At 42.2% G+C, this 14912-nt stretch carries 12 protein-coding genes; 2 read left to right on the top strand and 10 right to left on the bottom strand.

Features of this window, described 5'->3' with window-relative positions:
* Window positions 1–33: 33 nt before the first annotated feature.
* On the bottom strand, window positions 34–651 hold the full coding sequence (locus tag PR675_RS04780) for a malonate decarboxylase holo-ACP synthase (protein WP_004922067.1): 618 nt from the start codon (window positions 649–651) through the stop codon (window positions 34–36).
* A 207-nt stretch (window positions 652–858) separates the two neighbouring features.
* Here PR675_RS04780 and PR675_RS04785 point away from each other — a divergent pair, with 207 nt between their 5' ends.
* Window positions 859–1827, top strand: a complete 969-nt coding sequence (locus PR675_RS04785) for an FUSC family protein (protein WP_004922072.1) — start codon at window positions 859–861, stop codon at window positions 1825–1827.
* A gap of 213 nt (window positions 1828–2040) precedes the next feature.
* The gene (locus PR675_RS04790) at window positions 2041–2682 is read left to right on the top strand and encodes an NAD(P)-dependent oxidoreductase (protein WP_060560859.1); all 642 of its coding nucleotides are present in this window, start codon (window positions 2041–2043) and stop codon (window positions 2680–2682) included.
* Window positions 2683–2737: 55 nt separating this feature from the next.
* On the opposite strand, the gene PR675_RS04795 is transcribed toward PR675_RS04790, so the two are convergent.
* The 9 genes from PR675_RS04795 to iolG all read right to left on the bottom strand — a co-directional run bounded on the left by PR675_RS04795 (window position 2738) and on the right by iolG (window position 14768).
* The gene (locus PR675_RS04795) at window positions 2738–3850 is read right to left on the bottom strand and encodes a class II histone deacetylase (protein WP_060560858.1); all 1113 of its coding nucleotides are present in this window, start codon (window positions 3848–3850) and stop codon (window positions 2738–2740) included.
* Window positions 3851–4145: 295 nt separating this feature from the next.
* Window positions 4146–4979, bottom strand: coding sequence for a 5-deoxy-glucuronate isomerase (gene iolB / locus PR675_RS04800; protein ID WP_004922083.1), 834 nt, complete (start codon window positions 4977–4979; stop codon window positions 4146–4148).
* Between the two features lie 143 nt (window positions 4980–5122).
* Window positions 5123–6016, bottom strand: a complete 894-nt coding sequence (gene iolE, locus PR675_RS04805) for a myo-inosose-2 dehydratase (protein ID WP_004922086.1) — start codon at window positions 6014–6016, stop codon at window positions 5123–5125.
* A gap of 32 nt (window positions 6017–6048) precedes the next feature.
* Window positions 6049–7953, bottom strand: a complete 1905-nt coding sequence (locus tag PR675_RS04810) for a bifunctional 5-dehydro-2-deoxygluconokinase/5-dehydro-2-deoxyphosphogluconate aldolase (RefSeq protein ID WP_004922090.1) — start codon at window positions 7951–7953, stop codon at window positions 6049–6051.
* A gap of 20 nt (window positions 7954–7973) precedes the next feature.
* Window positions 7974–9107, bottom strand: a complete 1134-nt coding sequence (locus PR675_RS04815) for a Gfo/Idh/MocA family protein (RefSeq protein WP_014656438.1) — start codon at window positions 9105–9107, stop codon at window positions 7974–7976.
* A gap of 276 nt (window positions 9108–9383) precedes the next feature.
* A complete protein-coding gene (locus PR675_RS04820) occupies window positions 9384–10088 on the bottom strand; it encodes a 3'-5' exonuclease (protein WP_004922098.1) in 705 nt (234 codons plus the stop codon).
* A complete protein-coding gene (locus PR675_RS04825) occupies window positions 10085–11956 on the bottom strand; it encodes a DUF294 nucleotidyltransferase-like domain-containing protein (protein WP_060560857.1) in 1872 nt (623 codons plus the stop codon). The genes PR675_RS04820 and PR675_RS04825 overlap by 4 nt, the downstream gene beginning before the upstream one ends.
* 16 nt (window positions 11957–11972) lie before the next feature.
* Window positions 11973–13661 carry a solute:sodium symporter family transporter gene (locus PR675_RS04830; RefSeq protein ID WP_004922104.1) on the bottom strand — a complete coding sequence of 563 codons (1689 nt, stop codon included), beginning with the start codon at window positions 13659–13661 and terminating at the stop codon, window positions 11973–11975.
* Between the two features lie 120 nt (window positions 13662–13781).
* Window positions 13782–14768, bottom strand: coding sequence for an inositol 2-dehydrogenase (gene iolG / locus PR675_RS04835; RefSeq protein WP_004922108.1), 987 nt, complete (start codon window positions 14766–14768; stop codon window positions 13782–13784).
* Window positions 14769–14912 lie beyond the last annotated feature (144 nt).

Here is a 14912-nt window from a genome sequence, read left to right on the forward strand (position 1 = left end):
ATCGCCCGCAAATATCGGTTGTAACACCATCAATTACAGGTTTTCATCCCATGGATCTGCTGTCATGACATCGCCATTCGGCGTATGAAGCGTGACTTTTTCGTTTTTAAACCATTCTGCCAAAGAGAAACCACCTTTTGGTGTCTCAACATGTATATCAATGCGGCATAAAGGCGTATTCGCTTTAATGGCAAACTCTGCAAAGTCTTCTTTTTTGTGGCGCGTAGGGCAACGGATCAAAACATCCAAATCACAATCTGCGAGCATACTTTGAATATCGGTCACTAATGTATAGGCACAGCTCCCTGTCACCGCCCATTTCCATGGCCAATTATGCTGTGAAAGTAATAATAATACTTGTACTGGCGGTAATGCGATAAACATAGAGCGCTGTAATTCTCGTGAGTTAGAAACGAGAGACTCTACATTCATAATATGAGTAATTGCTGACTTATCTATTTGAGTAATAACACGCTGTCCCGGTTTGATCCCTCGAATACCCACTGAAAGTTTATTTTCATCCGTTGCTTCTCGGCGCACGACCAATGGCAATTGCTTATTCCATTGAGAAATAACCCATTCCGGCAGTGATTCCACGGGTAAATCATCAAGGCTGCTGATCCAGACAAAATCATGGGGATTCACTTGCATTACAGATTCCTTATTTTAATTCTAATGACATGCTCTTAGATTATTATGCAATTTTTAGATGGCAAAAAATACCGTTAGATGGAATTTGGCATTTTGTGTCTATTTTCATTCTAATTGATTGAGTACAGACCTTTGGCTGATATTTATGATATTATAAATTTACTTTAATAAATAATAACTTACACCGCAATTTGTGAGCATCTTTTTATGAGGAAAATACCAGCGATTAATGACGGTCTTATGTTTAGTGGCTGTATGCTATTAAGTGCAGCAGTTGCTTTCGCCATTATGGATGTGCAAGCTTCTATGTGGGCCGCTTTCTCAACACTATATGCCTTTAACCTTTTTAACGCCGCTAAAGAGTATAAAAACTATTTCTATACGGCTTTTTGGTTAGCCATGATCATGCTCGCCATTTTTATTGGGGATACCTTACGGTTAGGCACCAGCTTTTATGTTTACCTAGCTATTTTCTCTTTTATTTATTATCAACTCTATGGAACCGATCCCGTTATGGATTTGACGATGAAATTTATGATTATCATGTCAACCATTGGAACGGTTCTACCGGATATATCAAAGAGCCTTGCACTGGGTTTTTTAATTGGGAGCAGCGTCACCCTAATGACCTGTTACCTGCTAAGTAAGAAGATGCATCGCCATATTATCCTTACTGGTAGCCTCGTCGAACAAAATTTGTTTACGCTACGCAAATACATTATTCCTCGGTCGATGACTTATGCTATTGGTTTATCACTTTCGTTAGCGATCCCTCGGATGTTGGAGCTCGGCCATTTTTATTGGACGCTACTGACATTTGTGTTTGTTCTACATCCAAAATCACAAAGTATTATTCATATAACGCTACAACGTGTTGCGGGTAGTTTGCTCTCGGTTATTTTACTTTATTTTTTATTCAATACCCCTTTGATGCCTTATATTGGTCTTACCGCTATTGTGGTTTTTGCCTTTTTAATGCCGATGAGTTTCCATCATGGTTATACTTTTATGACCTTTATCGTGACAAGTTTGATCCTTTCCGTGCTTGAACAGGTCATCTATTGGCGACACCCTGCCTATGTACTGCTATTTGATAGGGTATTGGAAACGGCATTAGGTGGCGTTATTGCCATTATCACAAGTATCATCTTAAAACTGTTTAGGGATGCCAAATAACAACCTGTCTAGCTAAGATGCCCTGAGTGTTCAGGGCGTTTCCATTATTTCCCCCGAAAACTGCGCGTAATGTTCAGTAAATGGTTAAGGGAATACCACTATACTTCTCCACATTGAGATATACTCAAATAGAGCGATGTAGGAAATCTGATCCAATTGCAGCTATAAAATTTAACTATAGCTTAATGTTATTAATAACTTGCGGGGAAAATGATGAAAATATCGATTATTGGAGCGACGGGTTTCGTCGGCAAGGTTCTCGTGAATGAAGCCTTATTTCGCCAACATCAAGTGACAGCCATTTCTCGCCATAGTAACCAACTACAGCAACATGCTCATTTAGTCACCGCTTCAGGGGATGTTACTGATATTGCTTGGCTAACAGCACGCCTTAAAGGGCAGGATATTGTAATCAGTGCTTTTAATGGCGGCTGGCAAAACCCAAACCTATATCAAGATACAGTGACAGGCAATCAGGCTATTTTACAGGCCGTCAAACAGTCTGGCGTTAAACGCTTTATTGTCGTAGGGGGTGCTGGGAGTCTTGAAATCGCTCCTGGAATAGAATTAATCGATTCCCCTGACTTCCCTGCTGAAATCAAACCGGGTGCGCAAGCGGTCAGAGAGTTCAAACAACAACTGCAAAACACCCCCGAGCTAGATTGGACATTTGTCTCTCCTGCCGCGGTGTTAGAATCAGGTGAGCGCACACAAACATTTCGGCTTGCAGGCAACCAATTATTGATGAACGGTAACGTTCCTGCCAAAATTTCAGTTGAAGATCTTGCGGTTGCCATTCTTGATGAAGCAGAAAAGCCGCAATTTATTCGCAAACAATTTACAGCTGCTTATTAAAAAGCAGGGTTTGCTCCTGACTCACATCACGAGGAGCAAACCTAAACTTATTTGGTTATAAGCCAAATTTCTTTTTCAGCTTATCCAGTAACTGTTGCTGAAAATGTTCAAACTGCGCTCTTGGTTGCTGTAACCTAATAAAATCCAATAAGGGGTCAGCCACTTCGGTACGTACACCGCTCATCTCTTCTATAACAGCAAGTCCACAGAAAGGCACATACGCCTCTGAATATCCACCTTCATGAACGATAACTAACTTACCGTCACACAAGCTATCCGCGGCATTCATCACAAGACGAGTCATGTCACGAAAACTCTCACTATGCAGTTGCATTCTGGCTAATGGGTCCATGGCATTCGCATCATAACCACTCGCCACAATAATCAATTCAGGCTTAAAACGTGCCAATGCAGGGATCACTATCTGCTCCATCGCATAGATGTAACTGTTGTGCCCTGCTCCCGCGAGTAGCGGAATATTTATGTTATACCCTGTACCATCTCCACCACCAATATCATCTTCCCCACTGTACCCAGGAGGAAAACAACCATCTTGGTGTATTGAAATGGTTAAAACATCTGAGCGATCCCAAAAAATATGTTGAGTTCCATTGCCATGGTGAACATCCCAATCAATGACAGCGATACGCTCAATACTAAATAGTGTCTTAGCGCGTTCGATCGCTAATGGGATATTCGCAAGGAAACAAAATCCCATCGATTCATCCGGTAAACAGTGGTGACCCGGTGGACGTGAAAGACTATAAGCATTGTCCAGTTCGCCTTTAAGTACTGCCTCTACAGCAGCACAAGCCAATCCTACAGATAATTTAGCAATCTCATAGCTTCCAGGGCCTAATGGTGCTTCTTTTCCCAACAGCCCTCCCCCATTATCACTCACTTGTTTAAAACGGGTTAAATATTCTTGAGGATGTATTTTAAGTAATGTCTCTTCAGTTGCAGGCTCAGCGGAAGATAAAATCAGAGAGCGGCTTAAACCAGAAACATCCATTAGGCTTTTCAGCCGCCTTTTCGTTTCCGGTGATTCCGCATGTGAAGCTCCAGCGGGAGGCTGTACCCAGCCGCCAACGGGTAACGTTGTGGCATGTAAGCCAGTACTATGCCAAAAACAATGTTCATCGAAGAAAAAACCTGTTTTACGCTTCATTGACACCTCACTCATCATGTTTTTTGTTTACACAAAATTAACACAATGGAAACACACAAACAGGTTAATATATTAATAATGTGACTGATATTACAATTCAATTTTTCACATTTATACTGTTTATTACTGGCAATAATGGCATCACAAACTTATTAATATCGTAATAAACAAAAAAGCCGGTAATAAATTACCGGCAAACAATAGATAACAGATTTTGGTTTGGTTTTGGTACGTACTCTACAACCTCGGCTGTTTCTCACTAATTCAAGAAACAACCGTCTGTGAGTATTAATAACTACTTTTCATCACGATGTTTAGCGGCATACGTTTCACTATTGATCCAACTATGGTCTTTTTCCCACGTAAAGAGCCACTTACGTGTCGGGCCAGCCATTACATTTAAGTAATAGTTATCGTAACCCGCCATTGTTGCCATTGGATGGTAGCCTTTAGGCACCATGACGACGTCCTTATTATATACCGCCATGCACTCGTCTAATTCACGGTCATCCGTGTAAACACGCTGCATACAAAAACCCTGAGATGGATTCAGACGGTGGTAATAGGTTTCTTCCAAATAAGTTTCTGCGGGTTCATTATCGGTATCATGCTTGTGACTTGGGTAAGAGCTTGTGCACCCTTCATCAGTAAAGACTTCAACCACCAGTAAGCTATCTGCTGATTTATTATCAGGTAGAATGTTATGAACATAACGCTTGTTATTACCATGACCACGCTGCTCAGCATCAATGTCTTCTGGCCCTATCAAGCGTGTCGGATACGTGCCTTTACCTTTTGCTTGGCATACTGCTAGCTCTAGCGCCGTTTCTGCTTTCACCTCAACCGCTTCTTGTGCTGTCACATAAACTGCATACGGTTTTTTGCGCTCAAAAGGATCCATACGGTCGCCGATATTTTCGAATGTTTGCCCCGGCGTTTTCACCGTTGCTTTACCTGCAACCAACACTAGACAAACTTCATTCTCAGATGCCGGCAAGGAAATAGATTCACCTTGTTTGAGTTCATACACATCAAAGTGCACATATCCCCAGTTGGCGATTTCAGGCGTAATATGCTGAGTACGCTTATGCGCATCTGGAGAATGATACTTTGATAATAATTTAGACATATCGCTTACCTCGGCCTCTAAAAAATACTTTAAGCTGTGGAAGCTCAGTTACCCGAATCATCGATATCACTCGACTCATCGGGCTAACTTCACTCTTCAATTATTAGCAACTCAAATAATTGAGATTTGCTATCCATGGTCATTTAGATAAGACCTGCATCTTTCGCGAATTTATGCAGATTCTTATAGCCCATTGTCGCATAAGTCAGCGGATGAGCGATGGCAGGATCTTGCTCCGCTTCAACCACTAACCAGCCATTTTCATACTGGCTATTTTTCAATACTTTAAATACCGCTGGATAATCAACACAACCATCACCAGGAACCGTAAAGACACCCGCTAAAACAGCATTTAAGAAGCTGGTTTTACGGTTTTTCACGTCTTTTAGCACATCAGGGCGAATATCTTTACAGTGAACGTGGTTGATGCGTTTAGCCCAACGTTTCGCAACCTCGACAGGATCTGCTCCGGCAAACGTTAAGTGGCCTGTATCAAGCAGTAAACCAACTTCATCACCGGTGTGTTTCATCAGGTTATCAACATCTTCCGCTGATTCGATCACGGTTCCCATATGATGGTGATACGCGATTTGTACGCCTTGAGATAAGGTATATTTAGCGAATTCGGTTAATTTTTTACCGTATTCTTCCCATTTATCCGCAGGGAACAAAGGACGCATATGGACAGGTTTGTCTTGGTCGCCATGAATACAGTGAGTGACTTCCGCGAACACCATCACTTTTGCGCCCAAATCGCGTAATAACGCTAAGTGGCCTTGCACTGCTTCAATTTCTTCTTCTACGCTGCGAGTCAGTAGTTCGCCTGAATACCAACCTGAAACTAATTTAAGATCATGCTTTTCTAAAATTGGCCCTAAAATTTCGGCTTTACGTGGAAATTTATTGCCTAATTCAAAACCGGCAAACCCCGCCTGACGACCTTCAGTTAAACATGTTTCTAAAGGCGTTTCTGCGCCCAATGTTGGTAAATCATCATTGGTCCATGTCAAAGGGTTAATTCCGAGTTGGATTGCCATGATGAAGCTCCTGTGTATAGGTAAGAGTAAAATTATTTACGCTGACGCCATAAGGCGATCAGGTTGTGATAATTAGATTTAATGGTCTGCACTAACGCGTCATCATCCAGTTCACCTTTCATCCATGCGAGAGAAGGTTTACCAAATAAGGTGCGACCTACTGCAAACCCTTTTACAATCGATTTCCCAGCAGCAGCATTGAAACCCGCTTCTAGCTCTGATTGTGGCGCATCAAGACCCAGTAACACGACACCACGGCAGTAAGGGTCTCGCTCTTGGATCAATCTATCCACTTCATCCCAATTCTCGGCTTTCAATGGCGGCAGTTTCCACCAATCTGGCTTGATACCAAGGTTATAGAAGCGTTTGATGGCTCTGAGGTATAGTTCGTCATTACGTTCCATATCAGCCGGTAGAATAACTTCAAGCAGTAGTTCATGGCCGGATTGGCAACAAGCGCTATAGACCTCTTGTACCGTTTTTTCCTGCTCAAGGCGTAGTGGATGGTTATCTTCTGGGTGGAAGAAAACTAAGCACTTCACAATATGCTCTTTTGGCCAACTGACTAGCTGTGAGCCAATATTACCGTGCTCTAAACACAGCGGTCTTGAAGCCGGTAGTTCAATTGGACGCCCAATCCACCAACCACGTCCCGTCACATCATTTAGCACGTCTTGACCAAATGTACTGTCACACAGTAGCCCCGCTTTACCTTGTAAGTTTGCTTCCTCCGCGACTTCACGGCTGGCACGGAAAATCAATTTTTTCAGATAAGGAATACATGAAACATCAGCTCCCGCCGCGCGAGCCATATCAACGAACTGAATTCGATGATCAAAAGCCATGACACACAGCTCTTCCCACTGTGTTGCACGAGTCGTAACACGATGTAAGTGATTTAACATCGGATCTAAGTCAGGGCGCGGTACAACCGCCGCACGCTCAAGATAGTTATCTAACTCAAGCTGACTTGGCATCGCCGGTGCACAGCCATGACGAGAAACCACCAGCGCGCCACACGCATTGGCATAAGTACAGGCTTTTTCCCAACCTTCTCCATTGAGATAACCGCGAAGTAAGCCCGACATAAAGGCGTCACCTGCTCCCAATACATTCAGGACTTCAACCCGTACCCCTTTGACAGTAATACCTTCATCCAAGGTGTCTGGGATTGCATCAGTAAATACTGAGCATCCAAGTGCACCTCGTTTACACACCAGTTCAGCGCCGGTCAATTGACGAATATTTTTTAGTGCTTGAATGGTGTCGGTAGAGCCACCTGCAATATGGAACTCTTCTTCTGTTCCGACAATCAGATCAAATAACGATAAAACCTCTTGCAGCTGTTCTGTCACTTTGTCCGATTCAATAAAGCGGGTTTCACCATCCCCTAATGAAGTGAGTCCCCAAAGTACTGGACGGTAATCGATATCAATCGCCGTTTTCACCCCGTTGCGTTTCGCGTATTCTAGGGCTTTTAACACTGCTGCTCGGGTTTTAGGGTGTGATAAATGGGTGCCTGTAATCGCCAGACAACGTGCCGATGCAATGTACTCTTCACTAAAGTCATCTGGCGTGATAGCCATATCTGCACAGTTTTCACGGTAGAAGATCAGAGGGAAAGTATCTTCATCTTTGATCCCCAAGATCACTAACCCAGTTAATCGCTCTTTATCCGTAATTAGATGGCTAGTATCACAACCTACCCGCTGTAATTCTTCACGGATAAAACGTCCCATGTGCTCATCACCAACACGCGCCAACATTGATGACTTCAAGCCTTGTATTGCTGTTCCGTACGCAACGTTCCCTGAAGATCCTCCGAGATACTTAGCAAAGCTACTCATATCTTCTAAGCGTGCACCTATCTGCTGTCCGTAAAGGTCAACGGCGATACGGCCCATGCAGATAACATCTAACTTCTTCTGCTTATCCATTAATTACCCCTTGAACAGAATTAATTGATTTCAGTGACTTTAACCCAACGCTGTTCTTCATAAGAACGTGCGATAGCATCGAGAATACGCGACACTTTCCAGCCCTCTTCAAAATCAGGCCACATATTTTCACCGGTCGCGACACCATCAATTAAATCGCGGACTTCAACTGTTTTTTGGTCATTAAACCCAATACCATGCCCTGCGCCATTACAGAAAGGTGCATAGTCAGGATGCTCTGGACCAACTAAAATTGTTTTAAAACCTTGGCGATTGGAAGGCTCATCATGGCGGTATAGTTTTAGCTCAGCCATTCTTTCTTGGGTGAAGGATAAAGTCCCTTTAGTACCCGTAACCACATAGGTTAACCCCATTTTACGCCCTGCCGCGATCCGTGAAGTTTCGATAACGCCCATCGCTCCACTCGCAAAACGAACCATGGCATGAGCCTGATCTTCGTTTTCCACATCGACCATCACTGACGAGCCGGCCTTTTCTGGACGCTGCTTAATGACAATTTCCATATCACCGCATACCGTTTCAATATCACCGACTAAGAATTGCGCCATGTTGACAATATGGGCTGACAAATCACCTAGAGCACCTAAACCGGCTTTTTCTTTAAAGCAGTGCCAATGGATTGGTGCATTAGGATCTGCCATATAATCTTCATTATGAGTGCCGTAGAAATGAATAACTTCTCCAATCTCACCATTAGCGATGATCTCTTTTGCCAATTGTGCCGTTGGGTTTTTCATGTAATTAAAACCCACTAAGGTTTTCACACCAGCTTTCTCAGCGGCAGCCACCATCTCTTTCGCATCGTCAGAGTTGAGGGCTAATGGTTTTTCGCAATAAACATGTTTGCCATGCTTAATTGCTTCCATCGCCATCTCTTTGTGCAAAAAGTTTGGTGAACAAATATCGACCACATCAATGTTTGGGTCCGCAACTAATTTTCGCCAATCATCCGTTGAGCGATTAAAGCCCAACTCTTTAGCACGTGCTTCGGCTAATTCAGGCGTGACTTCCGCGATCATTTCGCGAACCAATTTGCCTTTTAATGGGAAAACAGTCGGCGCTTGCGCATAAGCTATTGCGTGAGCACGACCAATATAGCCAGTACCAATCAGACCAATGCGGATTTCTTTCATTCTGTATTCTCCCTTCGTGCAACTCATCATGTGTAGCGCAAGCTAGCCCGATGTCTGTGCCTGATGTTTTTATTTGATACTGACTTTATACGGAATATTTATTTCATTTTCAACAAAACGAGAAATATTAATTTCATTATGTGATCTAGCCTTAATTTTTTGTGTAATTAGTTAATATATAAAGAAATAAAAATAATATTCTTTATATCTGATCTCACGAATGAAATAAAAAAGGGTTAAAAATGAAATGAAAATTTCAAAAAATCATTATAAATATTATTGTGAGCGCTTATAGAGCTGTTTAATAACAGGATGTTGGGAAGGGTAAATCACTTTAGATTGTGCTAAAAAGAGTTCTGCTGTAGCAATAGCATCAGAGAGCGCATTGTGGGCATCATAATCGGGTAGCTGATAACGGCTTCTTAAGGCTGACAGACTAAAATCATTACGATTAATATTCTTATGGCTTAGTAACGTTTTTTCAATGTTAAGCGTATCAAACCAGAGCAAAGGGAGTTCTTTGATATTCAATGCCTTAGAAAGAAAAGCATGTTCTATCGCACTGCCGTGCGCCAAAATACACTTACCTTTTGCTTCATGTAAAAATGATGCAATGGCGTGAGGCAACGATACCCCATCGCTGAGCTGTTCCGGCGTAATGTGGTTAATCACCGCCGTTTCTGCTTTCACCGGTTCGTTATCATTCACATAATAGTGTTGGGCGCTTTTGAGTAGGATTTTGCTATCTGCAATGGTCACCATCCCAATACTTAAAATTCTATCTTTTTCAGGATCTAACCCTGTAGTTTCTAAATCAATCGACAGAATTTGTTGGGTTTTTAATAAACTATCCTCGCTCGGTATCGGTGATTGTAAGGCTGCCTGCAATAGCTTCGGTAGTTGGGGTGAACGCAATAATTTCGCACGGCGACGTGCTAAACGCGCCAATGGCTGATGGTAACACAGCATTGAACCTATCATTTCATCACACCTTTAGCATGATAACGTTGTTCCGCCGCTTCTTGCGTGCGAGCTATAATACGAAACGCATCTTTCAAATGATTTCGTTCAAATTGCGTGAGCCGCTGAGGCACAATTAAATTCGATAACGCATCTCCGGCTAACAATGCCCTGCGCTGGCAGCCAAATCGCACCTGATTAATAAACAAATAAGCTTCTGTTAACTCTTGGCAAGACGCTGCACTGATAATGCCTGAATCACGCGCCACTTCAAACCGAGTCAAGGTTGATGGCGTAAAAATACCAGCTTCTAATGCGTAAACTCGTGCAAGCTCCACTAATAAATTAACGGCTTGCTTTTTAATATTAAAGACACTGTGGTTTTCGCCATTTTTAACCAACACAAACTGCCTAAACATACCTAAAGGTGGATTTATGCGCGTTGAATTAGCGACCAACATTGAAAGTAACCGCTTACTTCCTTTTAAATGTGATTCTGCTGAACGCACCAATGAGTTAAACAGCACTTGGCTACCATAAAGAAACCGAATATCTAAAAAAACTGAAATGTTTAATAAGGCCAGTTGCTCAGGCTCTTTGAGCCACTGTTGATAATAGGTCTGCCACTGTGTTAACGGCTTACACCACTTGGGATTGGTCGCCATAATATGCCCAGGACAGAGAGAATAGCCGCACTCGTCTAAACCATAGCAGACATACTCTGCCAGTTGCCTAAACCAGCCCTCCTCCTCCTTAGTCACTTCACGCGCTAAAATGATCCCATTGTCTTGGTCTGAAAGATAATGCATCTCTTGTCGTGCCTGTGAACCTGCGGCAAACCAGCAATAGTCACAGGGAGGCTCTCCTAGCTCTCGTTCCGCCAGCCTTAACAATTGCTTATTAAATGCATCAGCAATTAATGTCATCATTAATTGAATAGTGTGTGATTGAACACCGGATTCAATCAAAGACTCAAACACAGCTTGCCTTTGTATCCCAAGCATTTTTAATTCAGCAAGGCTCTCTTGGCGATAAATGCGGCTAATCAAATACACCGCTTGCATGCTGTTTTTCTGCACTAAGCTCGTTGCAGTTAAAACACCAGTGATACGGTGGTTTGTCATCACTGGTAAGCTACGAATGTTATGCTGCATCATCAATTCAATGGCATTAATGATAGGAGCATTGGCTGCAATGGTGATTGGGTTTTCAGTCATCACTTTGCTGACGGGGGTTTTAATATCCAGCCCTAAAGCCACAACCCGCTTCGTCAGATCACGATCGGTAATGATCCCGAGTAATGTCTCCCCATCCATGACTAATGCCGATGAACGGTGCTTTCGCACCATCTCTTGAGCTGCATCTTGAACACTTGTGCCGGGTGTAATCACGACGATATTGCCATTTTCAATGGAGGAGACTGGATTTAAGTACAACAGGCTATCTTCTGTGAGGTTATCGATTTTGGGCCGTGATGCTAATCGCTGCCCTTCCTCACAAGCAAAATGATGGCGAACCGCTTGGTTTTGTTCCATCGCTAACAACAACGAGTCGCGAGGGATGCAATAAAGCAATGTGTTTTCTATAGCGATCACTTGGTATTCACCGGGGGATTCTGGGGTTTTGTTTAACACACTGAACCCAAAAACATCCCCAGACCCCAGCCTTGCTCTTAAGGAGCCATCCTCATAACGTTGTTCCACCGCCCCCGTTCTTACCAGATATAAACCTTGACCAGCAATTTGGTGCGGCTTCAACACTTCCCGTTGAGTCAAATAGCTAATTTCAACGCTATTTACTAATTGGTCTAGCTGCATATCATCTAAGCGATCAAATGGGTCACGCTGTGAGATAAACTGCTTAACCATCGGGATAAGTGATGGCTCCATAATACGTCACTCTCCTTTATGCATTAACCGACTGAGTTTTACCCACTAACCACGCCTTTGAGAATTTATAAATAATAAAGGTTAAAAGGATAGCGGCAAAAATATAGTAACCAATCATGACATAGCTTGGTGCACCTTGAGCCAAATAGACATACATTGAGATAGCGCCTAGTACAATCAAGCAAGCAACAGGAGTCGCAAAACGCCATGGTGAGATATCAACCTGTTCAGTATAAACATCTTCATAAGGTTTACCCGGGAAGAAGTAACCAATAGTCAGCATAAAGAGGATATTTGCGACAAACAAAATGCCCACTAAATGGAAGAAGTGGATATCTAGATCCAAAATAAAGTTACAAATGATGTAAGCAGACATACCAAACAATAAACCTAATTTTGCAGCAATGGCAGGAACACGCTTAGTCATCAAACCAACTAACACCACACTTAAAATAGGTGCGTTAAAGATACCTTGTAATTGTTGAATTAAATAGAATAGGCCATCAGGAGCATTAGCAACCAAAGGAGCTATAATCATGGTTGCCAGCGCTAAAGCGATCCCCAAATATTTACCGACTTTAACCGTCTGAGCTTCTGTCGCATTCTTATTGATACGATCTTTATAAATATTAACCGTAAATAAAGTGACTGAAGAGTTCAAACCACCACTAAATGTTGAGAAAACTGCACCAACCACCACCGCGGCAAAGAATCCAACTAAGAATTCAGGTAGAACCATGTGTACTAAGACGGGATAAGCGTTATCTGGATTATCAATTTCGCCATTAAGAATATGGAATGCAATAATACCCGGTAAAATAATGATTGATGGGATGATCAACTTAAAGAACGCGCAGAGCATCACCCCTTTTTGCCCTTCCGCTAAGTTTTTAGCGCCCAATGATTTTTGGACAATTGACTGGTTAGTACACCAGAAAAACATATTTGAAACAATTAACCCTGTAAATAGAGTTGAGAACGGTACGAGTGAATCTTCATCACCAATGGAGTTAAATTTCTCTGGATGTGATTGATAGACTTCAGTTAATCCAGCCCAAGCGTTGCCATCTCCCACATAAATCAGGGCAAATATTGTCACTAATAGACCGCCAATAATCAAACCTGCGCCGTTCACAGTATCTGCAATCGCGATCGCCTTAATACCACCAAAAATGGCGTAAATAGCGCCTAAACCACCAACTCCCCATACCATAATCCACAGGGCGGTTGTTTTATCGACATTAAAAACATGTGAAACTTGGAATAAGCTTTCAAGAGCAATAGCTCCCGTATATAACACAATAGGTAGCAATGAAATCACATACATTGCGAGGAATAAAATAGAGGTAATTAATAAGGTGTTTTTATCAAAACGGCGCTCTAAATATTCCGGAATAGTCGAAATACCTAATTTAAGATATTTCGGTAAAAAATAAATAGCGAATAACACAATGGTTAATGCCGCCATAACTTCCCAAGCCATTACAATAAAACCGGTTCGGAAAGATAAACCATTTAGTCCCACAAGGTGTTCAGTAGATAAATTCATCAGTAGCATAGAGCCACCGATATACAGGCCAGTCATGGAACGGCCACCCAAAAAATAGCCCTCGGCAGACGAGGTCAAATGTGCATTTCGGGTTTTATAATAAGCAATCCCAGCAACCAATAAGGTAAAGCCGATAAATGAAAGTAGAGCCAGCATTAGTACCCCCAAGCCTTTCTATTTATAATTAGCGCATAAATTTATGTAAGGTGACTGATAAAGCGGGAATGGCATTTCCCGCTTTTTATTTAGTAATCGGTAAACAAGAGGTATTTAAAACTAAAGTTGAATTTCTTTGCCTGTTTTTAGTGATTCAAGGGCTTTGTCTGCTAAGTAAAGCGCCAATTCACCATCTGTACCTGTTGTCTCTGATTCAGCACGGCCTGCAAGGATATCGACAAAATGCTCCCATTCTGCTTTATACGCTTCGTGGTAACGCTGCAAAAAGAAGAATTCAGGTTTTGCGGATAAGCAACCAACGTCACTTAAAAACTCAACGCTGTTTTCTTTGATATTCCCTGCTGTTAACAACCCTTTTTCACCATGTAATTCGATACGTTGGTCATAGCCATAACCTGAACGACGGCTATTAGAGATGGTTGCCATGGCTCCTGATGGAAATTTCAAAATAATAAACGCGGTATCAATATCCCCTGCTTGCCCTATTGCAGGGTCAACGACATTGCTACCTTGTGCATAGACTGAGCATGGGTTTTCGCCAATCATAAAGCGAGCCATATCAAAGTCATGAATTGTCATATCTCTGAACATACCACCGGAAACCTTAACGTATTCCGCTGGTGGAGGTGATGGATCCCGTGATGTAATAATTAAAGATTCAGCTTTACCAATTGCGCCTTGTTCGAATAAATTTTTCAGGTGGCGAAATTGTGGGTCATAGCGGCGGTTGAAGCCAATAAAGAGAGGTACATTATGCTCTTTAACGCTTTTTAAGCACGCTTTAACACGCTCAAGATCTAAGTGCACCGGCTTTTCACAAAAAATCACTTTCTTATTTTTTGCAGCAAGTTCAATTAAATCTGCGTGGGTATCCGTTGCAGAAGCAATCAGAACGCCATGAACATTTGGGTCCTGCATCGCTTCTTCTGTAGATTGAACTTTCGCTTGGTACTTCTCAGCCAATGCTTGTGCATTAGGTTGGTAAGGGTCAATCACAGAGTAAAGTGTAGTTTCTTTGTGGCCGGCAATATTGACAGCATGAACCTGCCCGATACGTCCTGCGCCAAATAGTGCTATATTGAACATTGAAATGCTCCTTGAGGCGATAAATCCACTATTAGGATATGATGAAATATAACAAATAAAACATTCATTTCAATTTATAATTAATTGAAAATTATGTTTTTGAGGACTAGATAACAATTGCTATAATAAAGTGGATTTTTAGTG

This window comes from Providencia sp. PROV261, from assembly GCF_028477945.1.
Lineage (GTDB): Bacteria > Pseudomonadota > Gammaproteobacteria > Enterobacterales > Enterobacteriaceae > Providencia > Providencia stuartii.